This window comes from Sunxiuqinia indica (assembly GCF_009847015.1).
GTDB classification, from domain to species: domain Bacteria; phylum Bacteroidota; class Bacteroidia; order Bacteroidales; family Prolixibacteraceae; genus Sunxiuqinia; species Sunxiuqinia indica.
The window spans coordinates 179,301-195,112 of sequence record NZ_WVEM01000008.1; the positions used below are offsets into that span (position 1 = coordinate 179,301).

18 protein-coding genes are annotated in these 15,812 nt (G+C 35.7%); all 18 read right to left on the reverse strand.

The features are described 5' to 3' along the window. Positions 1-771 (reverse strand): hypothetical protein, encoded by a 771-nt coding sequence (locus GR929_RS13445; RefSeq protein ID WP_159520620.1) that lies wholly within the window; start codon positions 769-771, stop codon positions 1-3. A gap of 22 nt (positions 772-793) precedes the next feature. Then, a complete protein-coding gene (locus GR929_RS13450; protein WP_159520622.1) occupies positions 794-2,188 on the reverse strand; it encodes an alpha/beta hydrolase family protein in 1,395 nt (464 codons plus the stop codon). Positions 2,189-2,228: 40 nt separating this feature from the next. Continuing rightward, positions 2,229-3,560 carry a hypothetical protein gene (locus GR929_RS13455; RefSeq protein ID WP_159520624.1) on the reverse strand — a complete coding sequence of 444 codons (1,332 nt, stop codon included), beginning with the start codon at positions 3,558-3,560 and terminating at the stop codon, positions 2,229-2,231. A 157-nt stretch (positions 3,561-3,717) separates the two neighbouring features. Continuing rightward, positions 3,718-4,482, reverse strand: coding sequence for a class I SAM-dependent methyltransferase (locus tag GR929_RS13460; RefSeq protein WP_159520626.1), 765 nt, complete (start codon positions 4,480-4,482; stop codon positions 3,718-3,720). Positions 4,483-4,561: 79 nt separating this feature from the next. Further along, positions 4,562-6,376, reverse strand: a complete 1,815-nt coding sequence (locus tag GR929_RS13465; protein WP_159520628.1) for a gluzincin family metallopeptidase — start codon at positions 6,374-6,376, stop codon at positions 4,562-4,564. Between the two features lie 286 nt (positions 6,377-6,662). Then, positions 6,663-7,160 carry a DUF2867 domain-containing protein gene (locus tag GR929_RS13470; protein WP_159520630.1) on the reverse strand — a complete coding sequence of 166 codons (498 nt, stop codon included), beginning with the start codon at positions 7,158-7,160 and terminating at the stop codon, positions 6,663-6,665. Positions 7,161-7,171: 11 nt separating this feature from the next. Continuing rightward, the gene (locus tag GR929_RS13475) at positions 7,172-7,942 is read right to left on the reverse strand and encodes a class I SAM-dependent methyltransferase (protein ID WP_159520632.1); all 771 of its coding nucleotides are present in this window, start codon (positions 7,940-7,942) and stop codon (positions 7,172-7,174) included. A 28-nt stretch (positions 7,943-7,970) separates the two neighbouring features. After that, positions 7,971-8,876, reverse strand: a complete 906-nt coding sequence (locus tag GR929_RS13480; RefSeq protein WP_159520634.1) for an alpha/beta fold hydrolase — start codon at positions 8,874-8,876, stop codon at positions 7,971-7,973. Positions 8,877-8,898: 22 nt separating this feature from the next. Next, positions 8,899-9,783 (reverse strand): methyltransferase domain-containing protein, encoded by an 885-nt coding sequence (locus GR929_RS13485; protein ID WP_159520636.1) that lies wholly within the window; start codon positions 9,781-9,783, stop codon positions 8,899-8,901. A gap of 33 nt (positions 9,784-9,816) precedes the next feature. Beyond that, positions 9,817-10,374: a GNAT family N-acetyltransferase gene (locus tag GR929_RS13490; protein ID WP_159520638.1), complete on the reverse strand. Its 558-nt coding sequence runs from the start codon at positions 10,372-10,374 to the stop codon at positions 9,817-9,819. A gap of 23 nt (positions 10,375-10,397) precedes the next feature. After that, positions 10,398-11,300, reverse strand: coding sequence for an alpha/beta hydrolase (locus GR929_RS13495; protein ID WP_159520640.1), 903 nt, complete (start codon positions 11,298-11,300; stop codon positions 10,398-10,400). 84 nt (positions 11,301-11,384) lie between these two features. Then, complete coding sequence (locus GR929_RS13500) at positions 11,385-11,990, reverse strand: Crp/Fnr family transcriptional regulator (RefSeq protein WP_159520642.1); 606 nt, start codon at positions 11,988-11,990, stop codon at positions 11,385-11,387. Between the two features lie 286 nt (positions 11,991-12,276). Beyond that, positions 12,277-12,570: a hypothetical protein gene (locus tag GR929_RS13505; RefSeq protein WP_159520644.1), complete on the reverse strand. Its 294-nt coding sequence runs from the start codon at positions 12,568-12,570 to the stop codon at positions 12,277-12,279. Between the two features lie 11 nt (positions 12,571-12,581). Then, complete coding sequence (locus tag GR929_RS13510) at positions 12,582-12,812, reverse strand: hypothetical protein (protein WP_159520646.1); 231 nt, start codon at positions 12,810-12,812, stop codon at positions 12,582-12,584. A 10-nt stretch (positions 12,813-12,822) separates the two neighbouring features. Continuing rightward, positions 12,823-13,665, reverse strand: coding sequence for an alpha/beta fold hydrolase (locus GR929_RS13515; RefSeq protein WP_159520648.1), 843 nt, complete (start codon positions 13,663-13,665; stop codon positions 12,823-12,825). A gap of 69 nt (positions 13,666-13,734) precedes the next feature. Next, positions 13,735-14,292 (reverse strand): Crp/Fnr family transcriptional regulator, encoded by a 558-nt coding sequence (locus tag GR929_RS13520; protein WP_159520650.1) that lies wholly within the window; start codon positions 14,290-14,292, stop codon positions 13,735-13,737. Between the two features lie 450 nt (positions 14,293-14,742). After that, the gene (locus GR929_RS13525) at positions 14,743-15,234 is read right to left on the reverse strand and encodes a hypothetical protein (protein WP_159520652.1); all 492 of its coding nucleotides are present in this window, start codon (positions 15,232-15,234) and stop codon (positions 14,743-14,745) included. Continuing rightward, entirely contained in the window at positions 15,215-15,595 is a 381-nt protein-coding gene (locus GR929_RS13530; protein WP_159520654.1) for a flotillin-like FloA family protein, read from the reverse strand. Before GR929_RS13530 ends, GR929_RS13525 begins: the two co-directional genes overlap by 20 nt. Positions 15,596-15,812: the final 217 nt, after the last annotated feature.

Consider the following 15,812-nt stretch of genomic DNA (forward strand, 5'->3'; position numbering starts at 1 on the left):
TTAATTTACTTCAGAACTATTGGTTGTTAATGTATAATCGGAATAATACTTTATAAAGTCCGGTTGTTCAGCTATACCAACTAAAAAACACTCCAACTTACTATGATTCTGATCCAGCCAATGTTTCAACTCGTAACGCGAGGCTAAGTAATGCTTCCGGGTTTCACTCCAACTGCTCGTATGAAAGTTGGTAAAATCTGAAATGCCATCAAGGTATTCAGGATTTGTTTTGTAGTTATTCTCCACCTGGCCATCCATCATGTCCTTGCGGTAATCTACCTGAAGGGCTAAACCCTCATTAAACCAGACTGGAATTTTATGCGCTATATTTTTATAGCCAACAACCTGAAACAACACGGAATGACTAATTTCATGACTTATAATATCTAAATTATAGCCTCGAGGGCCCAAAACAATATAGGTTTCGAAAGGAGTTATATGGCTTAATGTTTGTGCATTTTTAACTCCTGTATATCGCTCCAATTCAGAATCATAAGAACAAAATATAAGTGTGAACTCTTCGGGTTGGGTTAACCAAAATTCTTTGTTACGCTGTATAGCTTTAGTAACCAATAACCTTAAACTATCGCAGGTTGATTTATCCAGTTCCGGGCTTACATAAATTTTATCCGAAACCTGTTTAAAATTGGAGAAGTGGACTAAAGCACATCTTAACTGAGGAGCTTGAAAAGCGTTTGCAATGAAGAAAATAACTGCAATTAACAGTACGATAAACAACAACCACTTAGGTCTAAAAATATTTCGTATCATATACTTGAACTATTAAGCCTGTTTAATCAATAATACCTTGTATCCATCTTGTAATGTCGCCAAGCACTTTGGGTGAAATGGTTTGTTCAATAGCAGAATATTCACTTGGACTACCCGTTTCGCATTCCTGAAACAAATGATTAAGATTTGGATACTCGATAAACTTCACATTTTTGTTGCCACTGTTTTTATACGCTTTTTCTATGGCTAATAAGTTATCTTCAGAATCGACCTGTAAGTCCTTTTTGCCATTCAGAATTAAAGATGGGCATTGTACCTTTTCAAAATATTCTATAGCATTATAATTTAAGGCATAAATCATCCAGACATTGGCATACTCCGACAAATAAAAGTCGACATAATCTTTTACACTCGATTCTTCTTTAATAAGCTTTTTGTGTTTTCTGGCTTCCTTTTTAATGTATTTTGATAATTGTTTTTGTAGCACATCAACATCATCAGCCTCGGCAATCATATCCATTGCTTTATTAGTGATGGTTCTGTCTAAAGCAATTTTTTCTTCCGATTCTCCTTCGGCTCTTGCTATTAATTCGTTTTGCTTTAAAACAATTTCTTTTAACGAAACTCCGGGTGCTGCCAGTGTTACAATAAAACTCACATCACTGTTTTCTGAAGCTACCATTGGTGCAATCATGCCGCCTTCGCTATGACCAATAAGTCCTATGTTATTAATATCAATTTCAGTCCTTGTTTTTAAATATTCAATGGCAGCATTAACATCGCCGGCAAAATTGGCTGTTGTTGCACATTCGTGACAACCTGTTGATTCACCATATCCCCGGTCGTCGTAACGTAAAACTGCAATACCATTTCGGGTTAAATAATCCGAAAGCACCAAAAAAGGCTTATGCCTGGCCAGTTCTTCATCGCGATTTTGGGGCCCGCTGCCCGAAATCAGGATAACTGCCGGATACGCTCTTTCCCTACCCGGTAAGCTCAAGGTTCCTGCCAGAGTAACACTATCTGTGTTGTTAGCAAACTTAACATCTTCGGTATAATACGGCAATGGAAGTTCAGGTTCTTGAGCTCTTTTAAAAACGGTTTTCTCGATTTTCTGTCGGGTAAAAACTAAAGGATATTTCATTCCAAATTGTATGAAAGTACCTGCAATGGAATCTCCGGTATAAGCACCACTAAATCTAAATAAACCAAGTAAGGCTTTTGTTGAATAGATTGAGTTTTTCAATTTGCTACGTTTCATTTCAAAGCCTTCAGTCGTTTGGTCGATGCTAAATAAGGTAGTTTTATAGCTTCTTTTGGTTTGTTCTATATCTAGTGTAATACGAAGTGCTTCCCCCTCGGGGTCGAGCAAACCGTACCACTTACCTGTAATATTCTGCCCACTTAGCTGGGGCTGTGTAAAAAACAACACGAATAAAATGTAGTAAATTTTCATGTTTGGATTTTAATTGAGAATTATACTTTTGGGTTACTTTTTAATTTTCTAATCCAGAAGGATTTTCAGGCATCTTGCCCACTATTTCTTTGTTAATATTCGATTGAAACTCATTAATGAATTTTGTAGCAAAAGCTTTGTTCGTATCATTAAAATAGGTTCCAATTGATATTGTCATCTGTTTTTTATAGGTTGAAACAGCTATTTGAAATAAAGCCGGATGGTTTACTCCACCAAGCACATAAGCATTCTCCGGAAACATTCCGTCGAAATTTAGTTTTGTTTCTTCAATGACACCTATATTGGTTAAGCTTGGCGCTGCATGCAACTTACCCTCTTTAATTGTATCGAATTGTTTATGGAATACATTTTTAAGCTTGTTGTAAGGCATTACCTTAAAAAGCATTGCTATTACAGGAAAGTCTGCCAGGCTATATTTTTTCTGTTTTCTTATGGTTGTTTGTCGCGAAATCTCTTTTACTATATCCTCAAAAACAACAATTGAATTATCGATATCGATGTTATGAATGGCAGAAAAATTCGACAAAACATCGTACTCCCCGGCAGCCATAAACACCCTTAAATCGGATGCATAGCTTAACCTGTTTGTCTCATTCACATTTGGTAAAAGCGATTTAAAGGTTTTATAAAACAAAGACAATAACACATCGTTAATTGTAGCTCCATGTTGTTTTCCAAAATTCCTGATCCTCTCAAAAGCAGCAGGAGCGACTGAATATATTTTGAAATCCGGATTTTGCAATTGATCGACCTTAATTGGACGATGAAAAGTTGGGGCACTTTTTTTATTGGAGGCAGTAACTTTCAATACGTCCAATTTTTGTTTGAATTTCAGATCGTTGGATAAAACCGTTAAACTTCGCATTGGATGATAGGGTGATTCAATAAAAGTCAAGTTATTCAATACATCGTTATACAATTCAGCCAACTGATATGCAAAGTTTTTTACTCCGGCAGCATCGGTAATAGCATGATTGCAGTTTAAGACCAAAATATCGGATTTCGATCGCTTTGAGCGGATCAAGGTTATAAATAACTGTGGTTCTGTAGAACTTTCAATTCTTTCTAAGATCGTCTTATTCAATACAGGTTCCGGATCATTACATTCTTTGTATAAGAAAACTTTATCAACCTCACTCCTTGAAAAACGCCAAAAGGCATGTTTGTCTTCTTCAACAAATTTGGCAAAAATGATTGGATTTTGTCTGATCGCAATTTCAATTGCAGCTCTCAGCAAGGAATCATTAAGCATACTATTAAATTTTAATATCATCCGGATTTGATGGTCTGCAATGTGTTTACAAAACACCTGCATTTGATCCCACATTGGAGTTTTAATTTGTTTGATCATGATATAAACATTATTTGAACTTTTCTCACGGTGCATAAGGTAGGATATAAGAATAGTATCCGATTGAGTGGTATTCCTCCATCTGTGCACGAAAAAGTTGAATTTGGCTCCAGATAATGCTTTAACCTCTTTGCCGATAATTGTTTTTCTTTTTTTATTACTTCGTTAGCTTGCATATGATAAAATCACTTTTCTGAATGTTAAATTCGTTATATGAATAGTCTCCATAGATCGCGGTGATTTGCATATCTGTATTCGAAACCATTTCTTTTAATGTATTTAGTTGGATGGGTTTAAAATTTATTTCTAAATATCTTTTCTCTGTCATGATGTTATCAGCATTATAAATCTGATAAAACTGATAGCCGGAAACGATATCATTTTTTGCATTGTACTGGTTAGTGAATGACATAATCATATGGTTATTTTTATCGATGGAGAATTTTCCAATAACCCTCTCTATTCCATCTGCCTGCTTAAGTCTGCTTACAGGATTTTGTAATGTTAGAATAAAGGTTCCTCCGGTTTCAAGATGATTTGAAATACCTGTTAATGCTTCTTGTTGTTTCTCTGTTGTTAAAATTTCGCTTAAGGAGTGAAAAGGCAATATTATCAATCCAAACTTTTTATCTAGTTTAAGATCCGTCACATTCATTTTCACTAAGTCAACAGGATAATTTTCATTTTTGATTTTTTCTTTGAATGAATCAAGCATTCCTTTAGAATAATCAACGCAAGTCATTTTTTTGCCTGCTTTTAAAAGTGGGATGGAAACCCTTCCGGTTCCACACATTAATTCTAATATCTCTCCTCCATGATTTTCAGTTTCTTTTATGAAAAATGGAATATCAAATGTGACATTTACATAGAAATCATAAATGTCTGCAACCTTGTCAAAATCAATAATGTTATTGTTTTTCATCGCTTAACTTCTTTGTCATTGGGTTTGGTTTTATTGTATGATGCATAAAAGTGTGGTTTAACGCAAAATCTGTAAATTATTATTGTTCAGCTTTTGCTAACTCCTCCTCATACCTATCAACCAGGGTTTTTGTATAGTCTACGATAGCACTTAAACTTTTTTCATTATTTAAATGAATACCTGCTTTTTTCAGTTGGTCCAACGGATAATCATCACCTCCCATTTTCAGAAAATCGAGATATTGCTGGATGGCTTTATCACCCTCATTTTTAATTGATTCATAAAACAGCAAGGATACAGTCATTGAAAGAACATATTTATAACTATAATAGTCTAACATGCCATACATTGTCCAGTTACTTGCTGAACTATTGTCCACATATTTTCTGTTATTGTAATCCTTGAGGGTTTGCATAAACAATGAGTCTAAAGTTGAAGCCGTCACAGAGTTTCCTGATTCAATTTCGGAAAAAACCCGGTATGTAAAATCAGTCACTTTGGCTTGCGAGAAATAATACTCAATGTTATTAATGGCAGTTTCCAACACATGCAGCTTTTCTTCAGAGTTGTGTGCGTTTTCCAATAAATAATCGGTAAGAAACAGCTCGTTTAAAGTAGATGTTATTTCATCTTTAATAATGGATGATTCATATGTTGAAATGGGTTGACTTTCCATTGAAAACATAACGTGTACGGAATGCCCTAATTCATGAATTAAGTCGAAGATGTCGGATTGCTCGTTTTGGTAGGTGGTTAACAGAAATGGAGAATTGCCAAAAGCTGAAACCGTATATGCCATTGTGCTCACCTTGCCTTCGTTATCAAAAACATCAATCTTATTATTAGTAAACATGGAATCTAAATAGCTCTGGTAAGTGGGGCCTAACGGAATTAATGCATGTTTAATCATTGTTTTTGCCGTATCATAATTATATTCTTCTGAGGATGTGTGTAAACGAAAATCTTTATCCGATGCCTGGTAATCTTCCACATCGAGAATTTCGGCTCTTAAGCGGTGATATTTCTGTATTGCTTTTGAGCCCGTCTTCATAGCCAATAACAAGTTGTGATAAAGTTGAACCGGTACGTTATCATTGTATAAATCTTCATGAAGTACACTAGCATATCCAATAGATTTTGCATAAGCATATTTTAATTGAATATCGGTAACTATTAAAGCTGCAACAGTATTCCTTTTCGACTTGAAAAAGTGGGTATATTCCTCGTAACTTTTTATTCTTTCACTTCTATTCGGATTTAAATAATCATAATCCGGTTCAGTAAGATCACTGTAAAACAATTCGTTATAAACTCCTTTAATCGTTTCGCTCGGTAAAGAATAATTGCTTAAAATTTGTGCTTGTTCTTTCGTTGGAATATGTTTTTGTCTATGAATTAAGTCTTTGATATAAAAATCATATTGATTCAATTTTGGGTAAACGGCTATCCACTTTTTTAATTTTAAGGAGTCAAGTTTTAATACACTTCTTTCAACTACAGCAAACCCTTCATAAAAATTGCTCTCAAGAATATCCATTTGCATACGCATAGCCTGAGCCGATTCGTCATTTAAATCAACATGCTCCTGCATCATGGCGTAGAGATATAATCGAAGTAACTCGTTATAAAGACTGTCTTGATAGTACAATGTGGCAAATAGATTTTGTGGACTATCTAATTTTAACTCAGATTGAGCAAATTTTTCAATTTCAGTTTCAATCTTAGCATAATCGTTAGTCCATGCGGATGAATCGTTGCATAGGGTTGATATATCCCATTTATATTCCGATGGAATATCGCTTCTTGATTTTGCTTTTTTAGTATCCTCCTTTTTTAAGGTACAACTGAATAATACAACTATTGCGCTGGCTATAACAATGATTCTTTTATACATATGTTTACAGTTTTAGATAGTTCTTTATAAAACCTCTAAGTTTAATAATCGAAATAATTATACATTCTAATAAGATCGTACTATCAAACAATAGAGGTGTTGGGTCAGAAACTATTTCCTGACTAACGTTTTTATTGGTGTTCATTCTTCCTGCTTTTTCTTTTTGTGTACAAAATTCAGGTAATAAATAAGTCGCTTCGCTCAAACGTGAAGGTCTGAACCTCAAAAAAGTATTTCATTATCTAACACTATTCTCAAAGTAGAACTTAATCTCCATGTTTAGTTTTCAATTCACATTTCTCAACAACAATTTCATTATGATTCTATGTATTGGCTTAACCAGTAAAAAATACAAGCGTCCCCAAATGTTATTATAGCGAACTATGGTCGATTGGTATACAGTTGTATTGTTGCCACTACATTCAACTAAAACCGATGTGCGAAAATTTAGATGTTTATCGTCTTCGGCCATTACAATTTCGTTTTCGTTACGGGCAATAACCTTAAAGAAAACAGCCTTAGAGCCTACCGGATAATAATCCAGGGTTAAACTTTCTTTTCCGGTTTTAAGGCCAAAGCTACCAACCAGCTTATCGCGGAACTTTAATAGGTTATTTACCCATCGGGGAACCGAGAATATTTTTGATAAAAGGGCATCGACATTGCTTACTCCATTGTAAACAACCCGATAGGTATCGGAATAATCGGTACGGCCAAAATTCTTGGATATAATAGAATTTATGTGCGTTTCGGATAAGGAATCTACTTTATTTTTTGGGGCCATTATTTTCTGTTTTATAGCTTTTTTCCAACGTAAAACATATACCCGTAATAGCTATTGTACTTGTTGTATAACGCTGTTTCGTATTGCTGATATTCTATAAATTGTTCTGCGGTTCGGTTGCCTTTATACTTTTTCAGAAAAGGTTTTTGTACTTCTTCCATAGTAGCATAATAGTCTGTCCAACACGTATCGGGGACTTTAAATGTAGCAACCGGGAGATATCCTGCTTTTTGCATTTGATGAACCTTGTTCGGGATAGTATCTATCTCGGGATAGGCTTTTTGCCAAAATTGTTCAATCTCGGCAGGTCTCTCTTCGGTAAACCAAGTATTTTCAGTAATTGCGATATATCCACCCGGTTTTAAAAATCTTCGCCACTCTTTCAGTCCACGCTCAAAGCCAATGTTGTAAATCGCGCCTTCCGACCAAATCAAGTCTAATTCTTTATCCTGAAACGGAAGATTTTTCATATCTCCAATTATTCCCTTTAACCTGCTTTGAAAATTCCTGGTTTGAGTATTTTTATTGAATTGATTTATGAAATCAGGACAAGCATCAATACCAATAATTTCGCAGCTTGTATTTTGAGCTAACACCATGGTTTGACCACCTGTTCCACAACCAATATCGGCTATTTTAGATTTTCCGGTAAGCCCTTCTATAAAACTAAGTGCTTTCAGCGTTTCTTCACTACTTCCAGGGCCTTGTCGTTCTGTATTTGAAAAGAAATCGTGGATAATATTCAAGTCAAATTCGTGAATTGTCTGTTGTTCGTTACTCATTGGTCAGTAATTATTAAAAGTCGTTAGTCTAATTGTTCTTCTCTATGATTTTCGTTATTGCTTGCTGTAGGGCTTCATTACATTCATCAGGGCGGTTCAGCATCAAAAAGTGGTCAGTATTTTTAATCTCAATAGCATCGTATGAATGCATGTGTCGTCGGTTTGCCTCATAATCAACAGGCCACAAATCTCCTTTTACTGCCACAACAGGAAGATGAATTTCATTAAACATTTCAGCAGCCTCTCCGGTTATACTTTGTGACAAGTATTCTTCCATTGAGCTAATAGCAACTGATTGAGGTGCTGCTGACATATCCGCCATAATCCACTCATTAAGTAGAGTGTCGCCATTCAGAAGAAGCATGTGCTTTACAAACTGACGAGTTCCAGATTGAAAGTTTTCCTGAAATGGAGCCATCATACCATTGTACTCATCGCGACTTAAGGGGTATTCAATGTTTTCAAAGGTATCTACTCCAATAAGCCCCTTAACTCGCTGCGGCATTAACCGTGCTGCTTCAGCAATTACAGCTCCTCCAAAGGAGTGGCCTATTAACAGTACGTTTTGGCTACCTGTTTCTTCAACTACGGCCTGAACATCTTCGCCGAACGCCTTCATGGTATATTTTTCACGGGTCATACCCGAATGGCCATGTCCGGCAAGGTCAACCAAAATTATTTTATATTTTTTGGAGAAATAGGGCACTTGCTTGCGCCAATATCTGGCATCGCAACTCCAGCCATGCACAAACACAAGTGTTGGCTCACCAACACCATAAACTTCATAAGAAATTTGAGTCCCATCTTTCGATGTAACCATTTGTGGATAATTTGATTGGGCTCTTAGCGTGTTGGTCAATAGTAAAAGACCAATAACTACTAAAATCCAACCTAAGTAAAGACTAAGCTGTCGTTTTCTGTTGTATCGTTTCATTGTATCAATTAATAAATGTGGTTTACTTCTTAAAATTCTTTTTTATAATGCTCGCCTGATACTCAGAATTGAACACATTATATGTGCTAATCTCAAACTTCTCTTTATCGAGAAATTGTTCAATAAATGGTAATGCAGGCGCATAATGAAATGAGCCGCCAGATTTTAAGGAATGAAGGATTTGCATATATGCTTGAGCATATGCAACATAATTTCCGTCTGTGCGGAGATGATGGTGATTGAAATGATTAGAAAAGCCCAGGTTACTAATAATTGTTCCCCATTTTTCATTTCCATAATGATAATCGAACCAATCAGTATCATTGCAAAATTCAGTATTGGTTATACTCCTGTCGAAACCAAAAGCTTCAATCCCGGATTTCCTTAAATACTTTACCAATTCACCATTTTTACCGCAACCAATATCCAGGATCGGCTCTTTGATGCCATCCAGATCAATGCGTAATAAATCCAGTTGAAGTTGGACATTGTACTCTTCGCAAACTACCTCCTGAAGTTTTTCGTTTTTATCAGCATACAATTTCATGGCAAATGGATTCGTTTCTGCCAGCCATCTTTTTAAGTTATTGTAATGCTTTTCTTCGTACAACGATAAATCATTATGGCCTTTTAGATATTGAAACAAACTGGCGTAAATAGCCTTTAACTTCTCTTTATCGTCATTGCTGAAATAGTAATACTGGTTCAACCTATAAAATGCTTCCAAGGATTTCGAAGTGGCCATACTTACTAAAGCATTTTCTTCGCTTTTGGTTATGGCCTTTAAATTCTGCATTATAGAATCAGGCAAGGCCATAAAACGAAATAATCCGTCTTGTTGGGCAAACAGGTTTTTACCAGCGTTAAGTTCTATTTGCCTGCTAATATGTTGCTTGAATTGTTGCATTACTATTTTTTTAAGTGATATGAGATTTTAACCTTATTCCCTCCAATGCTCCGGTTTATTCAGCTCATTGGCGCATAATACTTTTCCTTTTTCAAGGTTAATATCTGAGGAATTCAATGATTGCACCATCCATGCATCGGCAAATTCTTCGGGAATAGGGAAAGGTGCCTGGTAACCAAGTTTGGCAGCATCAGGAACAAATCCATGCCTGTCGTAATAACCTATGTGGCCAAGTACGAAGACCAAAACCGAACCTGATTGTTTTAGTTTTTCAAGCCCTTCCATAATAAGCATTTTACCGATTCCTTTTTTTTGATATTCTGGAATTACTGCTAAGGGTGCCAGTATGTGCATTAGTGGCTGATTTTCTGACATCTCGTTCATATAAACCCTTGTGAAAAGGATGTGCCCAACAGCCTTTTCATTATAAAATGCCAGTAGCGACAAAACAGGTTTAGCTGTAGAATCGCCTAACAGTGCTTCGGTTAAACGAGCTTCTTTATCGTGTCCAAAAGCCTGGCTTTCTACCTCAAATATTGCTGTTAGGTCTTTGTTTGCTGTTTCTTTTATGATGATGTTTTCTGTTTTCATTGCGATTCTTATTTGAAAATTTCTCACTTATCAAGGTGCTGCTTTATAAATTGCACAATCTCGTTCATGGCTTCGGTAGCTTCAGGAAAGAACGGAGCCATCATTGGATAACAATGCACCATGCCTTCTCCTTCTCTGAAAAACACATCGACACCTGCCTGTTTTGCTTTTTGAGCGAATTTCTTACCATCATCGAACAGTTCGTCACTATTTCCGGAATTGATAAAAAGAGGCGGTAATCCTTTCAGGTCGCCAAACAAGGGTGAAATGTAGGGATTCCGCACATCGCTTTTCGCAACATAGTAATGGCTAAAAACATTCCAGCTATTGAGCGGGGCTAACGAAACCTTGTTTTTGGTAAGGTATGTTTCGCTTGAGCAACTTAAATCAGTCCAGGGCGAAATAGCAACAGCAGCCGAAGGAAGCGGAATACCATTATCGCGAAGCTTTAAAAGTAATGCCAAAGAGAGCCCACCACCTGCTGATTCACCCATCATTAGAATATTTTCAGCCTTGTATCCCTTTTCAAGAACTGCTTTATATACATTTAACGAATCGTCTAAGGCTGCAGGAAATGGGTTCTCAGGTGCCAGCCCGTATTCATACAACAAAGTGGTAATACCTGAATTAAGTGCTATTTTCGAAACCAGCGCACGATGGTCGTTACATGAGCCCGAAACATAGCCACCACCATGCACATAGAAAATCAGTTTGTTTTCAAGTGCATTTTCAGGTATTATCCACTCGGTTATGATGGTGTGTATAACTTCCTGTTTAATGCTAATGCCTTCAGGAAGTTTTCCAAAACGTTCAGCACCTTTTTCGCATGCCGCCCGAAACTTCAATACAGCTTCAACACTTTCATTCTGCGTCTCTTTTCTTAACCTGCCTTTGAACAAATGCCGATTTCGCATTAGCCCAATCATTATTTTTGCTTTTAGACTTGTCATGAATTTGTATCCTATTTATCTGATACAAAATTCAATCAAAAGTCAGAGATAAAAATTCACCTATGTTAACTTCTTCGATTTTTTGTGCAGCTTGTTTCTTATTCTGCTCATCGATTGAGGTGCTACACCCAGAAAAGATGCTAAGTGTTTAAGGGGTATTTTTTGCATAAAATCAGCCGGAAAACGTTCAAGTAACTTATCGTAATACTGTTCCGCAGTTAAAATTTTGGACTCCAACAAATGATTTTCAAGAAATTCCTGAATTTCGTTCATTAGTTTTCGCATAAAAGTATTCCAGGATGCTATTTGTTCCAGCCTTTTGTATTGTTCGTAAGTGATTCGCCATACAACGCATTTTTCAAGAGCCTGAATGCCTTCGCTTGCTGGTGTTTGATTGCGGAAACTTATTTTCGATGTAAAACAATAAGGAGCTTTACAAAAAGTCTTTGTTATATCTTCTCCGTCGATATTACAGCAAAAACGGAATAAACCTTCGTTGAAAAAGTAAAAATACCGGCAAACGGAACCTTCTTCAAGTAGCATTTCATTCTTTTTTAAAACTTGTGGTTCGAATTCTGCTTTTATTTGGTTCCAGTCATTTTCCGGTAAAGTAATATATGTTTTTAAGAAGTCTTTGAAATCTTCAATTGAATAATTCTCAATCATGATGTTTAAAATTATTATCAATTGATACAAGAGTTTGTGCCCCTCATAATCAATCTAAAATTACACTAAAATAAAATACATAAGAAAAACTCCGACAAGAATTTGTCTGAGTTGCAAATGGTATAATCAAAGCCAAGAAAGACGATGATTATTTACTTTACCAGTTCCGAATTAATATTAAACATCCAAAAATTTTAGTGCTGTAAAAATACACCCTATTTTATTTTTATCAAAAAATTACTTCAGTTTTCTTCATCCTAATTAACGAGCAAATGCCTGAATTTCATCAATTCAATCCTTTCTCAAATGCTTCTTTTACAGGTTTCCACTCGCCAAGCCGGTTCAAATAGAGGCTTGCATAATTTCGCTGTATTAATGTTCCATTAAACAAGTAGTATTTTATCCGCTCAAATCCGTTTGAATTTGGTTCAATTAGGCTCAACGCAAAATCGACATAGCGTGTTGTTGCAAGACTTGATTCGATTGTTAAACAACTCATAATATAGTCAACATCCTCTTTTTGTCCGTTTTGAGCTTTATTGATTAGGAACTGCAATTCTCCTTTAAATTGAAATACCATAGCCATCTATTTTAATTGAATAAATGTATTGTTTGTATTCTCAATCCCTTTTCGAATCCAGCGCATAAGTGTAATTGCCTTATACTCTTTTCCATATAGGTTGTTTTAAGCTCTTCGTCCATACTCTTTATTTCCAACTGGTATAGATGTTTTTCGGTTTCAATGTGGTAATAGATTTTACCTGCACAGACAAAGGATAACTTAGCTGTTGTACCTTTTACAATTGTCTTTAAATTTTCCATAATCATGCATTTATTTTCCTAAAAATGGGATGATATTATTTGTTTGATTGACCACCACATGCCCCGAATCTTTAAGCACCATCGATTTTGCATATTGGATGTTTCTTTGAATTCGTTTAGCCGTTTTTTCTGAAACATAGAAACAATCGTTTTCGCCACCAATGAATAACACCGGACATTTAATTTGTTGTAATTTCTCGTCAGAAAAAACAGGCAATGCATCGGTTCTTGGCGCATAATGTTGCCTGACAAGATTTGCAAATGCCAAACTCTGTTGGTCAATTTCTAAATCGCCATAAACCAACTGGTTGAGTTTATTAAATCCTTTTTGACCGGAAAGTGATGTTACAATAATCCAAAAAACCGTTTTTAAGCGGATATTGGTAATTCCTGCTGTTGCAATCAGAACTAGTTTGGAAATTTTTTCGGGGTATTTAATTGCAAAATCGAGGGCAATCCATCCACCCAATGAATTACTGATAATAGCTGTTGTTGAAATGTTTAACCGATTAATAATTTCAAGCAACCAATCGGAGTAATGATTGTTTTTGAAAGGAAGGCGTGTTTCTGCACTTTTACCGCATTCGCCAACGATATCGACAGCAAATACATTGTAATGTTCCGATAATTTTGCTGCATCGGCCATCCACATTGCTGAATTTGAACCGGAGCCATGCAATAAAATAACAGCTGGGGAATCAGCCTTTCCGCTTTCTATTACAAATGTATCACCAAGTTGTGTTTTTAAAAACCGTTGTGTACTGGGTTGAACCCAATTTGAAAGTAATTGGGAATAGCTGTTTTGAATAAGTTGTTTCCCAGTCTCTGTTTTGTAAATTGATTTCTTTGCCATTTCTTAAAAAATTTTATTTGGCAAAGTTGAAAAGGAAAAGGATGTTTTCTTTTGATGTAGGTCACAAAATTATGCTTTCCTAATCCTGCTGACGGTTTCTCTTGATACTCCTATAATTGAAGCAATGTGCCCGATTTTTGCACGTTTAAGTATTTCAGGTGCAATTTCTCTCAAATATTCATATCTCCCTTTTGCATCGCGCTGATTAAGTGCTTTTGTATGCTTATCAATATTTGCAAATTCCCGGCCCATCATGGCATTTACAAAAGCTACAATTTTAGGAAATTCAGCCAGTTTCTCACTATTGTCTTTTGTAATACTAATGAGTTCAGAATCTTCGTAGGTTTGCAGATATTCTTCGGAAGGAGTATTTTGAGCATAGCTTTGCAAGGATGTACAAGTTTCATTTTCGGTATGAATCCACGAGGTAATTTCTTCACCATCGTGTAAATGGTATTTTCGAACCATGCCTTTTTTAATGAACCAGATTTTATTGCATCGTTCACCTGGTTTAAGAATCAATAGATTCTTCTTATAGATTTCAATTTCAGCAAGGCTTTCTATTGCTTCAATCGATTCTCTATCCAGTTTTACAAATTGTTCGATGTAATCTATTAGTTTCTGCATTTATTAATCGGTTAGCGTGGCATTTAATTGCACAAAAATATGAAATATGTAAAGAACTTCATTAAAAGAAAATGATGATTGATTGTGGCTAAGGGTTGATAAAAACGGCTCTTTTGCAAACATTGGTTTGCGGGTCGGATCTTGAGGTTTGCAAATGTGCAGTTTTGCGGGAGGGGTTTCACTTTTTCTTCGTGCAGGAGGGAGAAAAAACAAAATAAATTCCCACCCATTATACTGACCTATCCAAGGAGTACCAATCCAGTCAATCTATTTTTTATATTTATTTCAATCTCACTTAATGTGTTATGTCATTTCACACTTGCATACAACGGTTAGTACATGATGTCGGGGCGGATTTCGGAGAGCGTTCCTGTCCGAAGGACATGGAACTGCGATGCGAGAATCCGCAGTTGGCGTACCACCGAACCCCGCCCTGCAATATGTACTTTGTTAGCATTCGGTTTTTTCTATTTTATATTTAAATATCCAGTTTGAATCCTCGTCCAAATACTCATTTTTTGCCTCAACCCACTCATATTGATTCATTGGAAAATAACTGCCTCTGCAATCACAAATTAATTTATTGTCAGATTCTTTGACTTTAAAACACGTGTCACACATTACAGAAGATGATTTGTCCTTAAAAACATTTGGGGCAAAGAACCTTACTAACATTAATCCAATTGACCAGTACAAACCTGTTCGAAGAAATTCTGGAAAATATTCTGGGATTTCGCTCAATTTAATAATCTCGTATGGTGGAGGAATATTAGGACTGTAATTAACACCTAATGTTATTGACAACAGTATTTTTACTGAAAATGCAATTAAAAAAGCCCAAATACCAGTATTCAAAGTCTTTTGGAGCTTATTCTTGCTCTCCAGTTCTTTTTCCTTTTGCAATTCCTCTCTAATTTTATTTTCACTTTTCTTTACCCACATGAGCCACGGTGTTGATAACAGTTTTTTTTATGTCTATTTTTTGTTTGTCCGCTTCACAGGCTAGTTCGAATGATAATTTTAATTTTTCCTGTTTTGCTTTAATTAGCCCATTAACAACATTGTCTAAGTCAATTCCATTTGAATAACATTTTGCAATGCTCTTAAAATCTATTTTTATTTGGTTGTCATGTAGCTTTTTACACCAGTTGAAAATTAAATAAGTCGGGATTTTTTTTATTCTTAACCTGAATAATTCCATTAATGAAACGTTTATCCCACTCACTTTTGCTTTAAAATAGAATCCCAAAGGAACGTAGTATAGGAATACTAAGAATAAGAATATTGCAATTATAATTTTCATGTTATCGCGTGTCTTTTAAACTGAATGCTAACGGCAGTCTGTCTGAAAAGTAAAATTAAGCCATTGAGGTTTCAATATTTCATTCTTATTAAAGCCAGCTACCCAAATAATTCTTTCATGGAAAGAGGTTTTTAGACAGTCTGACGGTGGTGGTATGAGGTCGTGGCGGTCAGACGAGAGTCTGAACAGTCCGACCGAAACTGAGATTGGGACGAGA